Origin of the sequence: Kitasatospora sp. NPDC086009 (assembly GCF_044540385.1) — a bacterium.
Classification (GTDB): Bacteria; Actinomycetota; Actinomycetes; order Streptomycetales; family Streptomycetaceae; genus Kitasatospora.
The window spans coordinates 445,985-466,331 of sequence record NZ_JBITSA010000004.1 but is presented as its reverse complement, the minus strand read 5'-3'; the positions used below and the strand labels follow the sequence as shown (position 1 = coordinate 466,331).

Sequence of the window (20,347 nt, the reverse complement as noted above, 5' to 3'; positions counted from 1 at the left end):
GCAAGCTCACCACGCTCCCTTCGCCACGAGCACACCCGCGTCATCCCGACGCACGCCCGCCTCACGCAGCAGCTGGCCCGCCGCCACCAGCGGGATGTGTCCGAGCAGTCCGGGCAGGTCCGCCGGTCGCCACCGTTCGGTCAGCCCGTCCGAATGCATGATCACCGCGCTGCCGGGCGGCAGGTCCTGCTCGATCGTCCGCAGGGACGGCAGGTGGTGGCCGACGATACCGGGCGCCGAGGGCAGCGAACGCCGGCCGCCGGTCGCCGGATCGAGGACGAAGGTACTGACGTTCCCGACCCCGCAGAACACCACCCGCCCCGCCGACGGCCCGATCAACGCCACCGCGACCGCGCCACCACGACCCGCGCTCAACGCACGGTGGATGTCCGCGAGCACGGCGTCCGGCCTGGTCGCCCGCGAGGCGTGGAAGGCGTCGACCGCCGCCCGGGATGCCCGGGCCGCCAGCGGCCCGTGTCCGAGGCCGTCGCAGAACATCAGGAGCAGGGCGTCGGAATCCGGGGCGGCGCCCCTCTCCTCGCGCACGGGCGCCGTTCGCGGCGCCGCGGGGGCGTCGACGCCGGCCAGGGCCGCCCAGCTCAGGGAGACGCGGGAGGCCGCGCCGCCACGCGGGGCCGGGTCGGTACCGGCCACCCCCGGGCCGTCCCCCGGCGCCGCCAGGGACCGCGCCGCCCACGCGTCCCCACAGACCTCCTCACCACTGATCGCCCTCGTCAACCCCGCCACCACCGGCTCACCCGCCACCCGGGCCGCCGCCGCGGCCTCCCTCGTCCAGAACCGGGCCGCCAGCACGGTCCCCCGCCCGGGCAACGAATGCACGTCGAAGGTATCGGCCAACCGGGAGATCGCACCCAGCCCGATCCCCAGCGTGCTCGCGGACGACACCCCGTCGGTCAGCGCACGCGAGACGTCCGCCATCCCAGGACCCGCGTCGACGGTCACGAATTCCAGACCGGCGTCCGTCGCGGTACGGACCACCCTCAACAGCAGCGCACCGTCGACGGCGTGGCGGCACAGGTTGGTCGCCGCCTCGCTCACCGCGAGCGCGACCTCGGCCGCCCGCTGGTCACCGAGGCCGATCCGGCGCGCCAGCGCGGCGGCGGCACCGCGCGCCGCCGCCGGCATGGAATCCTCGTCCCGGAACCAGGCGACGTCCTCGGTTCCCAGCAACACCGCACTCACCGGGCCCACTTGATCACCGACACCAGCGTGCCGCGGCCGACCTCGGTGTCCAGGACGAAGTCGTCGACCAGACGCCGTGCGCCGCTCAGACCCAGACCCAGCCCGCTGCCCGAGGTCCAGCCGTCGGTCAGCGCGAGGTCCACGTCGGCGATGCCCGGCCCGTTGTCCTCGAAGACCGCCGCCACACCCAGACGCATGTCCCGCCGGACCAGCCCGGTCCGCATCACCCCGCCCCCGCCGTAGACCAGGGTGTTACGGGCCAACTCACTCGCGGCGGTCACCAGCTTCGTCTGGTCGACCAGGGAGAGCTTGCAACGCTGGGCCAGCGAGCGGACCAACTGCCGGGCCCGCACCACGTCGTCATTCGACCGGACCGGAATACACTCCTGCTCACCCTCGGGCGTAGGCGCGAGACCGCTCACGACCGGACCGAACCGCGGTCGCCCGCCGACCGGCCCAGCATCGCCAGGCCCTTCTCCAGACTGAGCGCGGTACGCACGCCCCCCAGCGAGAGCCCGAGCTCGACCAGGGTGATCGCGACGGCGGGCCGCATGCCCACCACCACGGTCTCGGCGTCCAGCATGCGGGAGATCGCGGCGGTGGTGGCGAGCATCCGGCCGACGAACGAGTCGACGATCTCCACCGCGGTGATGTCGATCACCACCCCGCTCGCACCGGTCGCCACGATCCGTGCGGCCAGGTCGTCCTGGAGGTCCAACACGGTCTGGTCCTCCAGATCCACCTGGATGGACACCAGCAGCACATCGCCGATCTTCAGAACAGGTACGCGCTCGGTCACGGCCGGCCACCAGCCGTCATCGGGTCGACACCACCACGGCGCAGCGCGTGCTTGAGCGCGTCGGCGAGCGTCGCCTTGGTGACGATGTCCCCGAACTGGATGCCCAGCGCGACGATGGTCTGCGCGATCTGCGGGCGGATGCCGGAGATGGTGCACTCGGCGCCCATCAGCCGCGCGGCCACCACCGTCTTGAGCAAGTGCTGGGCGACCTCGGTGTCCACCGCCGGCACCCCGGTGATATCGATGATCGCCTGCTCCGAACCCGTGTCCACGAGCGTCTGGAGCAGCTTCTCCATCACCACCTGAGTGCGGACCGAGTCGAGCGTGCCGACCAGCGGCACCGCCACCACACCGTCCCACAGCTTCACCACGGGGGTGGAGAGCTCCAGGAGCTGCTCCGACTGCGCGCTGATCAGCTCCTCACGGGTCCGCGCGTACACCTCCATCGTGAACAGCGCCAACGCGTCCATCAACTGTGACAGTTGCAGGTAGACGGTGATGTCCTGCGCCGAACTGTCCGTCGTCGGCGCCAGGATGGCCTTGAACGCGAGGACGCTGGTCGCGGTCTCGGTGGTGGTGAAACCCTGACGGGCCCGGTTACGCGACAGCTCGGTGAGCAGCGCGCGCACCTCCGCGAAGTCCTCGCCCTGCCAGTCGAAACCCCCCTGGCGCAGGCCCTCCACCAGGGCCGTGAACAGCTCCTGCAACTCGCGGTCGAGTTCGGCCTCACTGATCCGCCCCCGCAGCGTCCGCGACACCGCGTCCACCCAGGCCGAACCCAGCGCCTTCCGCTGCTCCGTCAAGAGCTCCACCAAACGCACCGACATTGCCTTATCCGCCACTTGGGCACTCTCCATTGATCATGCCCGACCTCACGGGCTCTCCGGCACCCGTATGCCACGGACGCGGCGGGCCAAACCTGCGTCTTCGCGCACGGGTCCGGCTCCCTCCCGCGCGGCGGGGGCGGCGCCCGCGGCGCTGTCATCGGACGACTCGGAACGCCCGTCCGGGGCAGACGGGGGCGTCGTGGCTCCTACGATGGGGCCAAGTGCCTCGACACGGACGAGGCGACGGTCGGGGCCGGTGGCGAGAGGTGCGGATGGTCGCCGGTGCGAACCGTACGGAAGGAGAGGACGCGTCGGATGGGCCAGCCCGAAGGAGTCGAGTACGGGGCGACGGCGGGTGCCGGTGTCGACATCTTCGAAGGCGACCGCGAGGTCGGGCGCGATCTCGCGGCGGTGGACTGGACGGCGACTCCGCTGGGCACGCCGACCGGCTGGCCGCAGAGCCTGCGCACGGCCGTGAGCATCCTGCTCTCCTCCCGGTTCCCGATGTGGATGGCCTGGGGCGAGGACCTGACGTTCTTCTGCAACGCCGCCTACCGGCGCGACACCCTCGGCCGGAAGTACCCCTGGGCGCTGGGCCGGCCGGCGAGCGAGGTGTGGGCGGAGATCTGGGACGACATCGGCCCGCGGATCGGGACCGTGCTGACCACGGGCCGGGCGACCTGGGACGAGGCGCTGCTGCTGTTCGTGGAGCGTTCCGGATATCCCGAGGAGAGCTACCACACCTTCTCCTACAGTCCCCTGCGCGACGACGGCGGCCTCGTGAGCGGCGTGTTGTGCGTGGTCAGCGAGGAGACCGACCGGGTCATCGGCGAGCGGCGGATGGCGACCCTGCGGGACCTCGGCTCGGACCTCAGCGTGGTGCGCACCGAGGAGGAGACGCTGGCCTTCAGTACCCGCCAGCTCGCCGCCAACCCTCATGACCTGCCGTTCGTCCTGACCTACCTGACGTCGCCCGACGGGTCCGCCCGTCTGGCCGCCGCGACCGGCCTGCCCGCCGGACACCCCGCCGCCCCGGCGCTCCTGCCCCCGGGCGGCACACCCGGGGTGTGGCCGTCGGCGCGGGCGGCGCAGGCCGACCCGGTGGTCGTCGCCCTCGACGGTCCCGCGTTCGCGGACCTTCCCACCTTCGGCCGGCCGGCTCCGCCCACCCATGCCCTGGTCGTCCCGCTGCTGCGGCGGGGCGACGCGCCCTACGGCTTCCTGGTGGCGGCGCTCAACCGCTACCGGGCAGCGGACGAGGGCTACCGGGGATTCGTCGAGCTGGCCGCCGGCCACGTCGCGGCAGGGGTCGCCGGCGCCCGCGAGTACCAGGCCCAGCAGCAGCGCGCCGACGAACTCGCGGCACTCGACCGGGCCAAGACCGCCTTCTTCTCCAACGTCAGCCACGAGTTCCGCACCCCCCTGACCTTGATCATGGGCCCGCTCGAAGAGCTTCGGACCAGGCTGGCCGACGCCGATCCGCGCACGAGGGAGGAACTGGACGTCATCCATCGCAACGGGCTGCGGCTGGGCAGGCTCGTCAACACCCTGCTCGACTTCTCCCGCATCGAGGCCGGCCACCTGCGGGCCAGCTACGAACCGGTCGAGCTGGCCGCGACCACCGCGGAGCTGGCCAGCGTCTTCCGCTCCGCCGTCGACAAGGCCGGCCTGGCCTTCACGGTGGACTGCCCACCGCTGGCGGAGCCCGTCCACATCGACCGGGACATGTGGGAGAAGGTCGTCCTCAACCTGCTCAGCAACGCCCTCAAGTTCACCTTCGAGGGCTCGATCGGCGTCGCCGTGCACCGTGAGGACGACCACGCGGTCGTCACCATCACCGACACCGGCGTCGGGGTGCCCGCCACCGAGCTGCCGCGCCTCTTCCAACGGTTCCACCGGATCGAGAACACCCGCGCGCGCTCCCACGAGGGCAGCGGCATCGGACTCGCCCTCGTCCAGGAACTCGTCCAGGCCCACGGTGGCACCATCACCGCCCGCAGTCGGGAGGGCGAGGGCACGGCCTTCACCGTCCGCCTGCCGTTCGGCCACGCCCACCTCCCCCAGGACGCCCTGGCCCCCGCGCCCGCGGCGCCCGCCCGCGCGTCGGCCGCGGCCGACCCCTACCTGGAGGAGGCGCTGCGCTGGCTCCCCGGGAACGACCGGGCCGACCCCGCCCGGTCCGCCGAGGTGCCGGACGGCGCCGCGCCCCTCGGCGGGCGGTCGGCCCAGCCCCGCGCCCGGGTCCTGATCGCCGACGACAACGCCGACATGCGCGAGTACCTCAGCCGGCTCCTCACCGGCCCCGGCTACCTGGTCCGGGCCGTCGCCGACGGCCTGGCAGCGCTGGAGGCGGTCCGGGCCGAGGCCCCCGACCTCGTCGTCAGCGACGTCATGATGCCCGGCCTCGACGGTGTGCGGCTCGTGGCCGCGCTGCGCGCCGACCCGCGGACCGCCGCCGTCCCCGTCATCCTGCTCTCGGCCCGCGCCGGACAGGAGGCCTCCATCGAGGGCCTCGACGCCGGCGCCGACGACTACCTGGTCAAACCCTTCGCCGCCGCGGAACTGCTCGCCCGGGTCCGCGCCACCATCGACATGACTCGGCTGCGCAACCGCCACGCGCGCTGGCGCACGGCCCTGGTCGACTCCCTCCAGGAGGGGTTCTTCGTCTGCGACGAGCACGGCGACGTCATCGAGGTCAACGCCGCGTTCACCGCCATCCTCGGCCACGGGCCCGAAGGCCTGCCCTACCGGTACCCCCAGCCGTGGTGGCCCGAGCGCGACGCCGACCCCGACGCCCACCGGCTGGTGGCCGACGCCCTCGCCGAACTGACCGGCCGGGAGCACGGCACCTGCACCATCCCGGCCACCCACCGCGACGGCCGTCAGGTGTGGGTGGCAGCCGCCTTCAACCGCGTCCAGGAGCCGGAGAGCGGGCGCCGCGTCATCGTCGGCACCGTCCGTGACGTCACCTCGGAGCACCACGCGGCGCAACGGGCGACGGCCCTGGCCTCGCTCGGCACGCGCCTCGCGGAAGCCGCCACCCTGCCCGCCGCCATGGCCGCGGCCATGGCCGAGCTGCGACGGGTCTGGCGGGCCGACACCGTCCTCGCCGTGCTGTTCCCGCCCGACGGGGCCCCGGTGCTGACCGCCACCGACCCGGAACAGCGCTGGGACGACCTGCCGGCCGAGCTGCGCGAGACCCTCACCGCCCTGGGCACGCGCCCCGCCCTCACCCCGGTCACCGACCGGGCCGACGGATCCGGCATCGTCCTCGAACACCCGCGCGGCACGCTCCTCCTGTGGATCGACCGCGAAGGGCCGCGACCCTTCACCGAGCAGGACCGGCTCCTGCTCTCCCAACTGGCCGGCCGCCTGGCCCAGGGACTGGCCCGAGTGCACCGGATCGACCAGCAGCGCGAGACCGCGATAGCCCTGCAACGCGCCATCCTCGGCCCCTCCAACCTGCCCGGCGGCTTCGCCGTACGCTACGAGCCCGCCACCCGCCCCCTGGAGGTCGGAGGCGACTGGTACGACATCGTGGCCCTCCCCGACGGCCGCACCGGCATCGTGGTCGGGGACTGCGTCGGGCGCGGGCTCACCGCGGCCACCGTCATGGGCCAGCTCCGAAGCGCCTGCCGCGCCCTGCTCCTCCAGGACCCCTCACCCGCCCGCACCCTCGCGGCCCTGGACCGCTTCGCGGCCGACATCCCCGGGGCGATGTGCACCACCGTCTTCTGCGGAGTGCTCGACCCCGCCGACGGCCACCTCGTCTACTCCAGTGCCGGCCACCCTCCCGGCGTCCTCACCCACCCCGACGGGACCACCGTCCTCCTCCAGGACGGCAACGCGCTGCCCCTCGCCGTCCGGACCGGTGCGGACCGGCCCGAAGTCCGGTGCACCATGCCGCCGCGCTCCACCCTGCTGCTCTACACCGACGGTCTGGTGGAACGCCGCCGCCGCCCCCTGAGCGAAGGCGTCGACCGGGCCGGAACCATCCTGCGGGAAGGGCGCGCGCTGCCGGTCGACGATCTCGCCGCCCGCCTCATGGCCGCGCTCGCCCCCGCCGACGGGTACGACGACGACGTGGCCATCCTGCTCCACCGCCACCCCGCCCCGCTGGAGGTGACCTTCCCCGCGGAGTCCGGGCAGCTCGCCCCCGTCCGGAACAGCCTCCGCGGCTGGTTGAACCGGTGCGGGCTGCCCGCGCCCACCGTGCAGAGCGTCCTGGTCGCGGCCGGCGAAGCGTGCGCCAACGCCATCGAACACGGTCACCGTGACGCGCCGGGCGCCCGGATCCGCCTGTCCGCCGTCGCCACGGCCGCCGAGCTGCGCCTGACCGTCGCGGACACCGGCCACTGGAAGATCCCCGGACACCGGGCCGACACCGACCGCGGTCGCGGCGTCGCCCTGATGAACGCCCTCATGCAGCAGGTCACCATCACCCCCGGCAGCGGCGGCACCACCGTCGACATGCAGCTAAGGATCGCCTGATGACCACCGCGCTTGTCCTCACCCCCGGCCGCGGCCCGGGCGGCTTCCCCGTGCTGCGGGCGGCCGGCGAGATCGACCTGGCCAACGCCCACGAACTCGCCGCGGCCATCGACCGGATCCCCGAGTCCGACACGCCCCTGACCGTCGACGTCAGCGCCGTCGAGTACCTCGACAGCGCCGGCCTCACCGTCCTCTTCGCGCGTGCCCACCGGATCCGGCTGATCACGAGCCCGCTCCTGAGCCCGCTGCTCACCGTCTCGGGCCTGAGCCAACTCGTCTCGGTCCGCGAGGTCATCGACCCGCCGCCGAACTGAGAGCTCCCCACGCGCGGGGCCGTGCCGCCACGGGGGATGTGCCGCGCGCGGCTCCGCACCGGGCGCCGGCCCCGGCGCGCCCTGCCGAACGTGCCGAACGCGCCGAACGCGCCGAACGCGCCGAACGCGCCGAACGCGCCGAACGCGCCGACGGCACGGTCCCACCGTCCGTCCACGAAGAGCATCACAATGAGTCACAGTCCAGCCACCGGAGGCACTCATGACCATGATGCTCGTCAAGGGCCGCTACGAGATCAAGAACTTCGAACCGGACGGCGACACCGTCCACTTCCTCCCCGACGACCCCGGCTTCTGGCCCGAGCTGCCCGGTGAGCACAAGGTCAAGCGGAACGCCCACGGCGGCGCCGGCCTCCGGCTGGACGGGATCGACGCACTGGAGACCCACTACCAGGGAGTCGGCCCCGACTTCGTGCACCAGCCGCTCGATCTGGGAGCCCACGCGGCCCGGGACGCCCTGCTGACCTGGCTGGGCTTCACCGACGTCACGCGCGGGGCGGACGAGAAGGTGACCTCCGCCACCCCGGACACCGTCCCCGGCTTCGTCCTCGCCGGCGGCGCCGACACCTACGGCCGCTGCATCGCCCTGGTCGGCCGGGGAACTCCGACGCCGGACGCCAGGAGCGGGACGATGATCAGGGTCGACGTACCGCTCCTCCGCCAGAGCGCCAACCACGAACTGCTCTCCCGCGGCCTGGTCTACCCGACGTTCTACTCGAACCTGCCCCGGGAACTGCGCCTCGACATGGCGGCGACCGCCCGGCAGGCGCAGGCCGCGAAGGCACCCGGCAGCGTCTGGGCCACGGACGTCACCCACAGCGGCGCCCAGATCGAGGACCTGAGCTCGATCACCGACCACCTGGTCATCCTGCCCAAGCTGTTCCGGCGCCTGGCCGACTACCTGCGCCTGTTCGGCCCCTCCCTCGACTCGCTCCCCGCCTACCTGGCCGGCGCGGACGACGAGTTCTTCCTCTCCGAGCAGACGACCTCCACCAGAGGCCTGCACCGCGTCATCGACATCAACGCCGGCACGGTCAAGCTGCGCCCCGGCATCGAGGACATCGTCTTCGTCGAGAAGTGAACGAGAAGTGAACCGGAGGGCCGACGGCAGGTGTGCCGCCGGCATCCTCGGTCCGTGACGCCGCGTTGGCTCGACGCCCTCGTCCTCGACGCCCTCGTCAGGGTGACTCGTCGGCGAGGCGGTTGCTGCGGTCGATCTCCGCCATGTGTGTCTCGGCCCAGACCCGCAGGGCGGAGAGCGGCTCTTCGAGGGAGAGGCCGAGTTCGGTGAGCCGGTAGTGGACGGCGGGGGGCACGGTGGGCTCCACCCGGCGCGCGACCAGGCCGTCGCGGACGAGGCTCTGCAGGGTGACGGACAGCATCTTCTGGGAGATGCCCGGGAAACGGCGCCGCAGTTCCGCGAAACGGAGCTCGCCCGGCGCCTCCTCGGCCAGCACCTTGACCGCCATCGACGTCCACTTGGTGCCGATCCGGTCGAGCAACTGGCGGGTCGGGCAGAGCGGATCCAGCAGATCGCCCCGCTCACCGGGCCGCCGACCGGGTTCGCCGGGCCTCGATGTGGTCACTCCGGGCTCACCACCTGAAGGAAAAGTGCCGTCTTGGAGGAGTCAGCGTAGTTCCTTAGCGTGACCTGGTCACCATTCCTCACCACCTCTGGAGCCCTCCATGCCCGAGTTGCGGCGCGTCCCCGTCAACGGTGTCGAACTGAACGTCGCCCTCGCCGGATCGGGCCCGGCCGTCCTGCTGCTGCACGGTTTCCCGCACACCTGGGAGGTGTGGACGGACGTCATGGCCGGTCTGTCCGGCCGCTACCGCGTCATCGCCCCGGACCTGCGCGGGTTCGGCGCGAGCGGCGGGACCGCCGCCGGGTACGACGTGGGAACCCTGGCCGAGGACGCGGCGGCGCTTCTCGCCACGCTCGGCGTGGCCTCGGCCGCGGTGGTGGGCATCGACGCGGGTACCGCACCGGCCTTCCTCCTCGCCCTGCGCCGCCCCGGTCTCGTCCGGCGCCTGGTCGTCATGGAGGCCCTTCTGGGCAGGCTGCCCGGCGCCGAGGAGTTCCTCGCCGACGGCCCGCCGTGGTGGTTCGGCTTCCATGCCGCCGCGCCCGGCCTCGCCGAGTCCGTACTTGAGGGCCACGAAGCGGCCTACGTCGACTGGTTCCTGAGCTCCGGCACACTCGGCGACGGGGTGCGCCCCGCCCTCCGGGACGCCTTCGTCCGCGCGTACACCGGCCGCCAGGCGCTGAGCCGCGCGTTCTCGTACTACCGGGCGCTGCCCGAGAGCGCGGTACAGGTCGAACAGGCGGTCGCCGCCGCGCGCCTGACGGTGCCGACGATGGCGGTGGGCGCCCGGCCCGTCGGTACGGCGCTGGAGCGCCAGCTCCGCCCGATCACCGACGACCTCACCGGACACGTCGTCGAGGACTGCGGCCACATCATCCCGCTGCACCGCCCCCGCGCCCTGCTCGGGCTGCTGCGTCCGTTCCTGGCCGGTGCGGAGGCGAAAGCAGGGTAACCATGTCCGGGGGCCGGCGTCCGATGCACGCCCCGGCCGAGGTGCCCTTCTCCCGCTCGCGCATCCTCGGCCCCGAACCGGGTCAGGACTGCCGTGATGTCCCTTCTCCTCCCCCACCGGGCCGGCGGAGGCAGACGGCTCGGCGGTCAGCTCCTCGGCTCGCGCCGATGGCCCCCGTCCCCGAGGATCATGCCTGTGGGCACCCAGCGGCAGGGACCTGAGAAGACGGCCGACGGGCACTTCGTCGTGATCGACGGCCGCCGGTGGCGGGCGACGGACCCGTCCCTGCCCGAATCCACGGCCGATCGTCTCCGACACCACCTGATGGCGGCCCGGCGCGCGGTGCGTGCCGGGCTGGCGGCGGGGGACTCGGAGGCGGAGCGCGACGCCCGGTCCCGCGTGCATGCGGCGAAGACGGCCCTCGGGGAACGGGGGACGCCGTGGTGGGAGCAGTCCCCCCGGGAGCGCCGCGAGCGATGGGAGCGGGGCCTCGCGGACCTGGACGCCAGCAGCGAGCGGTGACGGCCACGGCCACCCGCACCGGCTCTCCGAGCACCGCTCCCACCCGCGCCTGGTCGGGCCGGCCCGACCGGCACAGTGCGATACTCGGGTGGTGGCGAAGGATCCGCAGAAGGTCGACCGGCTCGTCGAGCGGACCATTCTGGCTCTGCTGGAGCGTCGTGGGCCGACCTCGTCGATCTGCCCCTCCGATGCCGCCCGGGCGGCGTACGCGGGAGAGGGCGAGGGATGGCGCGCGTTGATGGAGCCGACTCGCCGGGCCGCGTGGCGGCTGGCTTCGGCGGGTGAGGTCGAGGTCACTCAGGCCGGGCGCCCTGTCACGCCCGCCGAGGCCCGTGGCCCGATCCGCATTCGTCGAGCGCGGGGACGAACGACCCGCACCGAGCCGTAGGCCATCCCCGCGGTCCCGATGGTGGTGGCCGGTGAAGGGCGCCGTGCTGTCAGAGCGCGCGCGGGCGGCTGCGGCGCGCGGGCCCCCGCCGGGGGCTCGCCGAGTGCGGCGCGTCGCGCGCAGCACCCCGTCCCCGTGGGCCGCGCCTACGATGGCGGCCATGGCCGATCACGCTGCAGCAGGCGAGTCCCTCATCCGTATCGTCGGAGCGGCCGCCAACAATCTCGCCCAGGTGAGCGTCGACCTGCCGAAGAAGGCGTTGACCGTGGTCACCGGGGTTTCCGGGTCCGGCAAGTCCTCACTCGTGCTGGACACGATCGCCGCCGAGGCACAACGTCTGGTGAACGACTCGTACCCGTCGTTCGTGAGGAACCGCCTTCCCCACATGCCGGCGCCCGAGGTGCAGTCGATGAGCGGTCTGACGTTCACGGTCATCATCGATCAGCGCCGCTTCACCGGAAACGCCCGGTCGACGGTGTCGACGGCTTCCGACCTCGCTCCCCTGCTCAGACTCGTGTTCTCACGGATCGGCGTGCCCTCCGCCGGATACTCGCCGGCCTACTCCTTCAACGATCCGACGGGCATGTGCCCCGCGTGCGAAGGCCTCGGCACTGTCGTCGACATCGATGTCGAGGAGTTGATCGATCCGGAGAAGAACATCGACGAGGGACCTGTTCGATTCAGCCAGTTCCGCCCCGGCGTCTACCGCTGGAAGCGCTTCGCCTACTGCGGCCTGTTCGACCGGGCGAAGCCGCTGAAGGACTACACGCGGGACGAGATGCGGCTGTTCCTCTACGCGGATCAGCTGAAGCTGCCGAATCCGGATCCGCGCTTCCCCAAGACCGCCCGCTTCGACGGCGTCGTCACCCGGATGCGGGACGTGTACGTCAAGAACCGTCCGACCAAGATCTCGCCGCAGGTGCGGGAGGAGCTGGACCGTCTGACGACGCACCGCGTCTGCCATGAGTGCGGCGGAGCGCGCCTGAACGCCGCGGCCCGCGCCAGCCTGATCGAGGGGCGCTCGATCGTCGACTGGTCGGCGATGCCGGTGGCCGAGCTCCGCGAACTCCTGGCGGCGCTGGCGGATCCGCGGGTGGAACCGGCCCTCGACGGGATCCGGCGGACCTTGGACGCACTGCTCTCCGTCGGGCTCGGATACCTCTCGCTCGACCGCGAGTCATCGACGTTGTCCGGCGGCGAGGCACAACGGGTCAAGATCGTCCGACACCTGGGCAGCGCCCTCACCGACATCACCTACGTCTTCGACGAGCCCTCGACGGGCCTGCACCCCGCCGATGTGCAACGTCTCAACCACCTCCTGCTGCGGCTGCGCGACGCCGGCAACACCGTGGTGGTCGTGGAGCACCACCCCCAGGTGATCCGAATCGCCGACCATGTGATCGACATGGGACCGGGGGCGGGCTCACGGGGCGGGCTGGTGCAGTTCGAAGGTACGCCGAAGGCTCTGGCCGGCAGCGACACCGTCACCGGACGGCTGCTCTCGACGCCCCTGCCGCTCGCACGCGCGAACCGCCGGCCGCGAGCCTTCGTCCGCGTGGAGAACGCCTCCGCGCACAACCTCGCCGGCTTCGACGTCGACATTCCGCTCGGCGTCCTCACCGCGGTCACGGGCGTGGCGGGTTCCGGCAAGAGCTCGTTCGCCACCAACGAACTCCCCCGGCAGCACCCCGAGTTCACGGTCGTCGGACAGGACCCGCTGCGCGGCGGGGTACGGTCGATGCCGCTCAGCATCCTCGGCGTCGCGGACAGCGTGCGCGAGGCGTTCAGTGCCGCCTCCGGGCTCGAACCGGCCTGGTTCAGCTTCAACTCCAAGGGCGCCTGCCCCACTTGCCGGGGCAGGGGCTACATCACCACCGAACTCGCCTTCCTCGACGATGTCGCGACACTCTGCGACGTCTGCGGGGGCGAACGCTTCAACCCCGCCGCCATGAAGGTCCAGCTCGACGGCCGAACGATCGCCGACGTCCTGAGAATGCCGGCGGGCCCCGTGGCGGACCTCTTCGCGGACCGCTCCGACATCGTGCGGACGATGGGCTGGCTCGAACGCGTGGGGCTCGGCTACGCCGCCGTCGGACAGTCGCTCGACACCCTCTCCGGCGGCGAGAAGCAACGCCTCCTGCTGGCCCGGCACCTCAGCAGCTCGCCCGGCTTCGCCGAGGAGCGGATCGTCCTGGACGAACCGACGACCGGTCTGCACCCCAGCGACGTCGAACGGCTCGACCTGCTGTTCGCCGACCTCGTGGACGCCGGTGCGACGCTGGTGGTCGTGGAGCACAACCTGCGCGTCGTCGCCCAGGCCGACCATGTGATCGACATCGGCCCCGGAGCCGGGACGGACGGCGGCCGCCTGCTCTTCGCCGGCCCGCCCGCCGAACTGCTGCGCCGGACGGACTCCCTCACCGGGCGCGCGCTGGCGGCGGCCACCGAACAGCGGGCTACCGGGGCCGCGTCCCGCGGCAGGGCCGGAGCCACCGCCCCCGGGTGACGCGACGCGACCGTTCCTGAGTACCGCGGGTTCGGCGGGGCGGCACGGTGCGGGCAGCACGGCAGCGACGGCCGATCCGCCGCTACCGCGCCGTCGCCTCCTCGGAAGCAGCAGACCCTGGCAGCGGCGGTCAGACACCGACCGGGACGCGCACCACGAGCGCCTCACCCACCCGGTTGTGGCGCTCCTCCCAGGTCTCCAGCGCCGTCCGGCAGGCGTGGTCGAGGTGGCGCAGGCCGGTCAGGTCCAGGTGGACGGTCCGGCCGGCGGGCAGTCGCTCCAGCGTGTCCAGGAGCCGGGGCAGGCGGAGGAAGGTCGCGTTGCCGGCCAGTGTCACCCCGACCGTTCCGTCCCCGCGCTCGTCGACCTCCACGTGCAGGTGCGAGGTGTCCCAGGCGCTCTTCAGCACGGAGAGCAGCAGGCCGAGCAGCACCCCCTCGAAGAGGTTGGTCACCACGACGGCGACCGCCGTGGCCATCAGGATCAAGGCCTCCCCGCGGTGCGTCCGCCACAGCGGAACGAGCGCCTTCGCCGGCACGAGCTTGGCCCCGGCGTGCACCAGGACCCCGGCCAGCGCGGCGAGCGGGATGACCGCCAGCGCGGCGGGGAACAGCGCGGCGAACAGCAGCAGCCAGAGGCCGTGCAGCACGCGGGAGGCCTTGGTCCGCGCCCCGGCCTGGACGTTGGCGGCGCTGCGCACGATGACGGCGGTCATCGGGAGCGCGCCGAGAGCGCCGCAGACCGTGTTGCCGACCCCCTGGGCGATCAACTCCCGGTCGTAGTGGGTGCGCGGGCCGCCGTGCAGGCGGTCCACCGCCGCGGCGCTGAACAGGCTCTCGGCCGAGGCGATCAGGGCGAACGCGAGCACGGTGCCGAGGACGCCGACATCGCCGAGCGCCGCCAGGTCCGCGCCGCCCGGGAGGTCGATCACCCCGGCCGGACCGGCGACCTCGACCTTGCCGACGGAGAGGTCGAACAGCGCGGTGGCGGCGGTGGCCGCGGCGACGGCGGCCAGCGGCGCGGGCACCGTCCGGACCCGGGCGGGCAGCCGGGGCCAGAGCACCAGAACGGCTATGGTGCCGATGCCGATCGTGGCGGCGGTGAGCGCCCGCGTCGAGGTCACGGTGTCGAGGACCAGGCCGGGAAGGCCCGCCAGCTTGTCGAGTCCGCTCCTGGGCGCTTTCGCGTCGGCCAGCGCGTAGAGCTGCCCGGAGATCAGCACCAAGCCGATGCCCGCCAGCATGCCCTGGACGACCGAGACCGAGATGGCGCGGAACAGGCGCCCGAGCCGCAGCGCGCCCATGCCGATCTGGAGCAGTCCGGCGGCCGCGGTGATCACGCCGAGGGTGGCGAGCCCGTATTCCTGCACGGCCGCGAACACCAGGACGGTGAGGCCCGCGGCGGGGCCGGACACCTGGAGGCTGCTGCCCGGCAGCAGCCCGGTGAGAAGCCCGCCGACGATGCCGGTGAGCAGGCCGAGTTCGGCCGGGACGCCGGAGGCGACGGCCACACCGACGCAGAGCGGCAGCGCGACCAGGAAGACGACGAGGGAGGCGGCCAGGTCTGCCCGCAGGTCGGCGGGCCGGAGGGCGGGACGACGGATCATCAGGTCCTCGGTTCGATGGAGTGGACGGAGGGCAGGCGGCCGGTCACAGCGGGAGGAAGAGTCCGGAGTCGGCCCGGTGCGCGAGCACCAGCCCGGTGTGGACCTCGTAGAACCATCCGTGGATCCGGACCCGGCCGTCGACCAGTCGCCGTGCGATGCCCGGGTAGCCGCGCAGCTGTTCCAGCTGGGCGAGGACGTGCCGCTGCACGGGCCCGGCCACGGTCGGGTCGAAGACGTCCGTCCCGTCGGCCCGCAGAACACCGCGGTCGGCGTTGCCCAGCCAGGAGCGGACGGCGGGCGCCAGGCTGAGGTCGTCTCCGCGCACCACCGCGCCGACGGCCCCGCAGTGCGAGTGGCCGCACACCACGATGTCGCGCACGCCGAGGACGTCCACGGCGTATTCGATGGTGGCGGTCTCACCGGAGGCGGAGTCCGCACGGTAGGGCGGGACGATGTTGCCCGCGGTGCGGAGTTCGAAGAGGTCGCCGGGCGCGGCCCCGGTGATCAGGGCCGGCACCACCCGGGAGTCCGAGCAGGTGATGAAGAGCGCCTGCGGCGACTGACCGGTGGCGAGGCCGTCGAGTTCGCGGCCGGCCCGGCCGGCGCGCTCGGGGAAGGCGCGGGCACGGTCGATCAACGGTTCCATGAGGGCATGCCTCCTTCTGCCTCCCGCTACGGACGGCGGGCGGGCGATCGGGATCGGGCAGGGGACGTTCGGCCCAGGCCCCGGGCCCGGACCGGCCGTCGGGCACGGCGGAGCCGCACGGCCGGTGACCTTCGGTGATCCCCCGATGACCTGATGCATCGTCAAGCGCTAGTAAAGCACGGCCATGAAGAAGGTAAAGCCCGCATCTGGGAGGAAAGTGCGCCGGTCCGGTTAACATCTTGTTACCGCGTAGTGCCGGAGCGGTACGGGGCGCGGGCGGCGCGTCTGGCGCCGCGCCGGCGCTCCGGCGCGCACCTCGTCCGTCGCGCGCCTCGTCCGTCGCGCACCTCGTCCGTCGCGCACTGATGATCACGAACAGGTAACCGGTCTGAACCCAAGTTCGGGAGTTGTTCACGCAGCCGTGCGTTGGGTGAGGCCGGGGGATCGCCGTGCGGCTCCACACTCTTCGGCGGGCGGCCACCCCGAGCACGTGTTCCCCCGGCCGTCCCGTCCCGCACCTCCCCCCATCTCCCCATCTCCCCAAGGGAGTTCCTGTGCACATGTCCCGTTCCGTCCGGGCCGCCCTCGCCACGGTCACGCTCACCGCGGCACTGCTGCCGCTCACCGGCGTCCAGGCCTCGGCCGCCACCGGCCCGTACAAGGGCCTGCCGAACGGCACCAGGACGGCCAAGACCCTGGTGATCGGCGTCGACGGCACCCGGTACGACAAGCTGCTGACCGCCGACGCGCCCACCCTCAAGGCGCTGATGGCCTCGGGCCTCACCGCGACCGGCAACCTCTACGCCAGCCCGTTGGCGCCCACGCTCTCCGGGCCGGGCTGGTCCACCATCGCCACCGGCGTCTGGCCGGACAGGCACGGCGTCAAGGACAACACCTTCGCCGGCTCCCGCTTCGACCTCTACCCGGACTTCGCCACCCGGCTGGAGACGGCCTCGCCCAGCGCCTCCACCCTGGTCGCCGCCTCCTGGAACCCGATCGCCGACAACGTCTTCCACGGCACGGCGGACCTGCGGATCGACGAGAGCGAGAACGACGTCAAGACCGCCTCGGACGCCGCCGACTACCTCACCAACGGGAACCCCGACACCACCTTCCTCCACTTCGACGAGGTCGACGAGGCGGGCCACAGCTACGGCGGCACCAGCTCCCAGTACGCCGCCGCGATCCACTCGGTCGACGCGCTGGTCGGGCAGGTCGTCCAGGCGGTGCGCAACCGCGCGACCTACGCCTCCGAGGACTGGCTGATCATCGTCACCACCGACCACGGCCACACCGACGCCGGCGGCCACGGCGGGAACAGCGCCGTCGAGCGCCAGACCTTCCAGATCGTCAACGGAGCCGGCTACGCCGCCGGTTCGACCCGCTTCGACGTCAAGCCGGTCGACATCGCGCCCACCGTCCTCAAGCACGAGGGTGTCGCCCTCCAGCCGGCCTGGCAGCTGGACGGCAAGCCGATCGACGAGATCGTCCCCGACGCCTTCGACGCCCTGCGCCCCGGCCTGCAGACCCGGGTGGACGAGACCGGCATCCCCGCCACCACCAAGGGCTGGACCCACACCCCGCCGTCCGGCTGGACCATCGACAACTCCCGGATGCCCAGCGGCGGCGTCACCGAGTGGCGGGGCTGGGCCTTCGCCACGGACGAGTTCTGGACGGCGGCCCAGCTCGGCCAGTCCCGGGAGACCAACGTCCGGGCCCGCAACGTCTTCGCGGTCGCCGACTCCGACGAGTGGGACGACAAGTCGCACGGCACCGGGCAGTTCGACTCCACGCTGATCAGCCCGGCGTTCCCGGTCAGCGGCACCCGGGCCACCGTCTCCTTCGCCACCGACTACAAGGTCGACGGCCCGCAGACCGGCGACCTGTACGTCGTCTTCGGCACCGGCACCCCACAGCTGGTGAAGTCCTACCGCAGTGACCTCAACACCTTCGAGAAGCTCCAGGTCACCGTCCCGGCCGGCGCGACCACGGCACAGCTCCAGTTCCGCTACACCGGCACCAACAGCGCGTTCTGGACGGTCGACCAGGTCTCCGTCACCTCCTGACGCACCACCCGCCCGGGACACGTCGGCCCGGAGCAGCGGGCCGCCACGGCGGAGGGCGGTGGCGGGAGCAGCGACACCTCCCGCCACCGCCCTCCCGCCACCGCCCTCCGGCCTACCGTCGTGGGCTCCGGCCGCCGGGGGCGCCCGTCATCCGCCCCTCACCCGCCTGCCGTAACACGGCCGCCAGGGCCCGGGTGGTGGTGGTGTCGCGACGCGGTCGCGCCGGCGGCGCCGCAGCCCGACCGGCTCGGGACGGTGCGGGCGGGACCGGCCGGTGGGCCGCCCCGCCCGCACCGTGTCGGACGACGGTCAGGTCAGTGCCGGCCCGCCTTGCGGCGGCGCATGACCAGGACGGAGCCCGCCCCGACCAGCACGACGGCGGCGAGCAGGGTCAGGCCGACGTTCGCGCCGGTCGAGGCCAGGCGGTCCGAACCACTCGCCGCCACCGACTCCGAGGGCGAAGCCGAGAGCGAGGGCGAGGCCGACTCGCCCGCGGTCACGCCGGTGGTCGAACCCGTCGAGGGGGCGACCGTCGCGGTGGGGCTGGAGGAGGCCTTGCCGGTGGGCGACGCGGAGACGGAAGCGGTCGTCGTGGCGCCCGGCGAGGTGGAGACGCTCGGCGAGGTGGAGGCCGACGGGGTGGTCGAGGCCGACGGAGTGGTGGAGGCGGGCGGCGCGGGCGTGGACGGCGTCGGGCTCGCGGTGGTGCGCACCGCCGGGCAGGTGTGCGAGAGGTTGAACCACTTCACCTCGCCGCCCGTCACCTCCGCGCTGGCCGAGGTCAGCTTGGCGCCCGGGGCGGATCCGACATAGGCGTGCTTGCCCGTCGGCGGCCCGAACACGGTCACCACCTGCGGCGCGCCGTTGTCGAAGGAGACCGTGAGCTTGACGAAGTCCGTCGAGTTCCCCGGGAGGACGAAGTGCCAGCCGTCCTGGTCGGCGCCGATCGACCCGCACTTCGCCTCGTGCTCGCCGAAGCCGGCGGCCGTGACGGGAAGGTCCTGGTGGACGGGGACGGTGTAGGTGCCGGCGGTGGCGAAGGCCGAAGGCGCGGTGGGGAGGATCAGGAGGCCGGCGGCCGCCGCCGTGAGAACGGCGCGGGTAGTGAGGGAAGCGCGCATGGTCACCATTCGCTGTCAGAGGTGGTCGCAGAGGGGACGCCGACCGGTCCGACCGGACCGGTCACGGTCGTCTCATGTCCCTCAGCGCCGTCGCCGTCCGGCGCGTCACACCCCGGACGTAACAGTTCGGACACCCCTGTGCGCCGACCGCCGCATCGCCCCCGACTACGTGGCGCCACCGACCACCGGGGCACCGACAGCCGGACAGCCGAACCCTCCGGCGCGATGCGAGGGGCCGGTGGGTGAGCCGCCCCCTGCCGAGGGCCGTGCCTCAGGGGGCCGTCCGCTCGGCCGGTTCCTCCAGACCGAGCACGGCCAGGAGCAGCTGCTCGTCCTCCAGGTCGCGGGCGTAGGCGGAGACGACCTCGCGGGCCCGGTCCGCGACCGTCCCGTCCGGGGGCCGGGCCACCCGTTCCAGCGAGCCGCCGAGTGTGGAGAGGTCACGATTCACGGCTGACACTGCTACCTCCTCGTTGCCTTGTTCGGAAGCCGACCGCCCACGCTACTGCGACCGGCCGGCGCGGGCACGTCCGGCCGCGTCGCCCCCCGCACCCCGGCGCCGAGCGGAACGGACGGTCCCCGCCCCGCCCCCTCGGCGGGACCCGGACCCGGCCCGGCCGGGGAACGGCGCGAACCAGGGCGCACGGGGGCGAAGGCGATCCACTCGGATGACAGCATGTGTCCGCGCGATGACTGGATGTCACGTTGAATGGGTAGTCCACGAACAGCCAAGCGAGGAGAAGCCGGATGAAGGGCACGACCCGGATGAACAGCACGACCCCCCGCACGGCGCTCCGCCTCGCGGCCGCCGCCCTGACGATCGCCGCCGCGACCGCCTTCACGCCCAGCACCACCGCGCGGGCCGACCAGGCCGTCACCGCGTGCGCCCCCTCCCCCACCTACCACCTGCAAGCGCTCAACCGCTACGGCGACTGGGAGCGCGCCGCGGAGGTGGACGCCTCGATCAACGCGTGCGCCTTCACGCCCGCCAACGAGTGGACGTTCGACGTCGCCCAGGCCGCACCGAACCGCGGCTACGGTCTGGCCGGCTGGAGGATCCGCGCCTGGTTCCAGAACCAGGACCAGACGCCCGACTACCGCACCGTCGTCCTGAAGATCCGCGTCGACCACTGCTACCCCAGCGGCACGTGCGCGAACGACCTCGCCGCGTTCGACGTGAAGCACCGGCTCTTCCGCGACTCCTACACCCGGCAGGTCATCACCGACACCTCCACCGAGGTGATCGGCGACCCCCGCGGGTGGCGCATCGACCCCCGCTCCTGAGCCCCGGACTCCCAGAAC

At 72.9% G+C, this 20,347-nt stretch carries 18 protein-coding genes; 9 read left to right on the top strand and 9 right to left on the bottom strand.

Annotation, left to right across the window (positions count from 1 at the left end; all coding sequences use genetic code 11):
- Positions 1-6 precede the first annotated feature (6 nt).
- From ACIF6L_RS13935 to ACIF6L_RS13920, 4 genes are read right to left on the bottom strand one after another with little or no spacing between them, the layout of a single operon-like run.
- Positions 7-1,212 (bottom strand): ATP-binding SpoIIE family protein phosphatase, encoded by a 1,206-nt coding sequence (locus ACIF6L_RS13935; RefSeq protein ID WP_396488962.1) that lies wholly within the window; start codon positions 1,210-1,212, stop codon positions 7-9.
- Positions 1,200-1,583 carry an ATP-binding protein gene (locus tag ACIF6L_RS13930; protein WP_359811710.1) on the bottom strand — a complete coding sequence of 128 codons (384 nt, stop codon included), beginning with the start codon at positions 1,581-1,583 and terminating at the stop codon, positions 1,200-1,202. Before ACIF6L_RS13930 ends, ACIF6L_RS13935 begins: the two co-directional genes overlap by 13 nt.
- A 38-nt stretch (positions 1,584-1,621) precedes the next feature.
- Complete coding sequence (locus ACIF6L_RS13925; protein WP_359811688.1) at positions 1,622-2,002, bottom strand: STAS domain-containing protein; 381 nt, start codon at positions 2,000-2,002, stop codon at positions 1,622-1,624.
- Positions 1,999-2,844, bottom strand: a complete 846-nt coding sequence (locus ACIF6L_RS13920) for an STAS domain-containing protein (protein WP_396488964.1) — start codon at positions 2,842-2,844, stop codon at positions 1,999-2,001. The genes ACIF6L_RS13925 and ACIF6L_RS13920 overlap by 4 nt, the downstream gene beginning before the upstream one ends.
- A gap of 300 nt (positions 2,845-3,144) precedes the next feature.
- Between ACIF6L_RS13920 and ACIF6L_RS13915 the strand changes: the two genes are divergently transcribed.
- The 3 genes from ACIF6L_RS13915 to ACIF6L_RS13905 all read left to right on the top strand — a co-directional run bounded on the left by ACIF6L_RS13915 (position 3,145) and on the right by ACIF6L_RS13905 (position 8,733).
- Positions 3,145-7,320 (top strand): SpoIIE family protein phosphatase, encoded by a 4,176-nt coding sequence (locus ACIF6L_RS13915; RefSeq protein WP_396488966.1) that lies wholly within the window; start codon positions 3,145-3,147, stop codon positions 7,318-7,320.
- Positions 7,320-7,634, top strand: a complete 315-nt coding sequence (locus tag ACIF6L_RS13910) for an STAS domain-containing protein (RefSeq protein WP_396488968.1) — start codon at positions 7,320-7,322, stop codon at positions 7,632-7,634. Before ACIF6L_RS13915 ends, ACIF6L_RS13910 begins: the two co-directional genes overlap by 1 nt.
- Before the next feature lie 220 nt (positions 7,635-7,854).
- A complete protein-coding gene (locus ACIF6L_RS13905) occupies positions 7,855-8,733 on the top strand; it encodes a nuclease (protein ID WP_396488970.1) in 879 nt (292 codons plus the stop codon).
- Between the two features lie 97 nt (positions 8,734-8,830).
- Here ACIF6L_RS13905 and ACIF6L_RS13900 read toward each other — a convergent pair whose 3' ends face one another.
- Positions 8,831-9,238, bottom strand: a complete 408-nt coding sequence (locus ACIF6L_RS13900) for a helix-turn-helix domain-containing protein (protein ID WP_359811616.1) — start codon at positions 9,236-9,238, stop codon at positions 8,831-8,833.
- A gap of 100 nt (positions 9,239-9,338) precedes the next feature.
- On the opposite strand from ACIF6L_RS13900, the gene ACIF6L_RS13895 reads away from it, so the two are divergent.
- The 4 genes from ACIF6L_RS13895 to ACIF6L_RS13880 all read left to right on the top strand — a co-directional run bounded on the left by ACIF6L_RS13895 (position 9,339) and on the right by ACIF6L_RS13880 (position 13,606).
- Positions 9,339-10,190: an alpha/beta fold hydrolase gene (locus ACIF6L_RS13895; RefSeq protein ID WP_396488972.1), complete on the top strand. Its 852-nt coding sequence runs from the start codon at positions 9,339-9,341 to the stop codon at positions 10,188-10,190.
- 195 nt (positions 10,191-10,385) lie between these two features.
- The gene (locus ACIF6L_RS13890) at positions 10,386-10,712 is read left to right on the top strand and encodes a hypothetical protein (protein ID WP_396492521.1); all 327 of its coding nucleotides are present in this window, start codon (positions 10,386-10,388) and stop codon (positions 10,710-10,712) included.
- Positions 10,713-10,803: 91 nt separating this feature from the next.
- Entirely contained in the window at positions 10,804-11,100 is a 297-nt protein-coding gene (locus ACIF6L_RS13885) for a DUF3253 domain-containing protein (RefSeq protein WP_359811608.1), read from the top strand.
- Between the two features lie 160 nt (positions 11,101-11,260).
- On the top strand, positions 11,261-13,606 hold the full coding sequence (locus ACIF6L_RS13880) for an excinuclease ABC subunit UvrA (protein ID WP_396488975.1): 2,346 nt from the start codon (positions 11,261-11,263) through the stop codon (positions 13,604-13,606).
- Between the two features lie 130 nt (positions 13,607-13,736).
- On the opposite strand, the gene ACIF6L_RS13875 is transcribed toward ACIF6L_RS13880, so the two are convergent.
- Both ACIF6L_RS13875 and ACIF6L_RS13870 read right to left on the bottom strand, forming a co-directional pair.
- Positions 13,737-15,212: a SulP family inorganic anion transporter gene (locus ACIF6L_RS13875; RefSeq protein ID WP_396488977.1), complete on the bottom strand. Its 1,476-nt coding sequence runs from the start codon at positions 15,210-15,212 to the stop codon at positions 13,737-13,739.
- 43 nt (positions 15,213-15,255) lie between these two features.
- On the bottom strand, positions 15,256-15,858 hold the full coding sequence (locus ACIF6L_RS13870) for a carbonic anhydrase (protein ID WP_329485180.1): 603 nt from the start codon (positions 15,856-15,858) through the stop codon (positions 15,256-15,258).
- A 560-nt stretch (positions 15,859-16,418) separates the two neighbouring features.
- Here ACIF6L_RS13870 and ACIF6L_RS13865 point away from each other — a divergent pair.
- Positions 16,419-17,924, top strand: a complete 1,506-nt coding sequence (locus ACIF6L_RS13865) for an alkaline phosphatase family protein (protein WP_396488978.1) — start codon at positions 16,419-16,421, stop codon at positions 17,922-17,924.
- A 314-nt stretch (positions 17,925-18,238) separates the two neighbouring features.
- Here the strand turns inward: ACIF6L_RS13865 and ACIF6L_RS13860 are convergent, their stop codons facing one another.
- Positions 18,239-19,045, bottom strand: a complete 807-nt coding sequence (locus ACIF6L_RS13860) for an LPXTG cell wall anchor domain-containing protein (RefSeq protein WP_396488980.1) — start codon at positions 19,043-19,045, stop codon at positions 18,239-18,241.
- 271 nt (positions 19,046-19,316) lie between these two features.
- Positions 19,317-19,505, bottom strand: coding sequence for a hypothetical protein (locus ACIF6L_RS13855; protein WP_329485184.1), 189 nt, complete (start codon positions 19,503-19,505; stop codon positions 19,317-19,319).
- Between the two features lie 287 nt (positions 19,506-19,792).
- Here ACIF6L_RS13855 and ACIF6L_RS13850 point away from each other — a divergent pair, with 287 nt between their 5' ends.
- A complete protein-coding gene (locus tag ACIF6L_RS13850) occupies positions 19,793-20,329 on the top strand; it encodes a hypothetical protein (RefSeq protein WP_396488981.1) in 537 nt (178 codons plus the stop codon).
- Positions 20,330-20,347: the final 18 nt, after the last annotated feature.

Excerpts from the sequence above, each read along its gene's own strand:
- ACIF6L_RS13875 (WP_396488977.1), bottom strand. The coding sequence starts at position 15,212 with ATGATCCGTCGTCCCGCCCTCCGGCCCGCCGACCTGCGGGCAGACCTG.
- ACIF6L_RS13910 (WP_396488968.1), top strand. The coding sequence starts at position 7,320 with ATGACCACCGCGCTTGTCCTCACCCCCGGCCGCGGCCCGGGCGGCTTC.
- ACIF6L_RS13860 (WP_396488980.1), bottom strand. The coding sequence starts at position 19,045 with ATGCGCGCTTCCCTCACTACCCGCGCCGTTCTCACGGCGGCGGCCGCC.
- ACIF6L_RS13865 (WP_396488978.1), top strand. The coding sequence starts at position 16,419 with ATGTCCCGTTCCGTCCGGGCCGCCCTCGCCACGGTCACGCTCACCGCG.
- ACIF6L_RS13915 (WP_396488966.1), top strand. The coding sequence starts at position 3,145 with ATGGGCCAGCCCGAAGGAGTCGAGTACGGGGCGACGGCGGGTGCCGGT.
- ACIF6L_RS13870 (WP_329485180.1), bottom strand. The coding sequence starts at position 15,858 with ATGGAACCGTTGATCGACCGTGCCCGCGCCTTCCCCGAGCGCGCCGGC.
- ACIF6L_RS13850 (WP_396488981.1), top strand. The coding sequence starts at position 19,793 with ATGAAGGGCACGACCCGGATGAACAGCACGACCCCCCGCACGGCGCTC.
- ACIF6L_RS13905 (WP_396488970.1), top strand. The coding sequence starts at position 7,855 with ATGACCATGATGCTCGTCAAGGGCCGCTACGAGATCAAGAACTTCGAA.
- ACIF6L_RS13880 (WP_396488975.1), top strand. The coding sequence starts at position 11,261 with ATGGCCGATCACGCTGCAGCAGGCGAGTCCCTCATCCGTATCGTCGGA.
- ACIF6L_RS13895 (WP_396488972.1), top strand. The coding sequence starts at position 9,339 with ATGCCCGAGTTGCGGCGCGTCCCCGTCAACGGTGTCGAACTGAACGTC.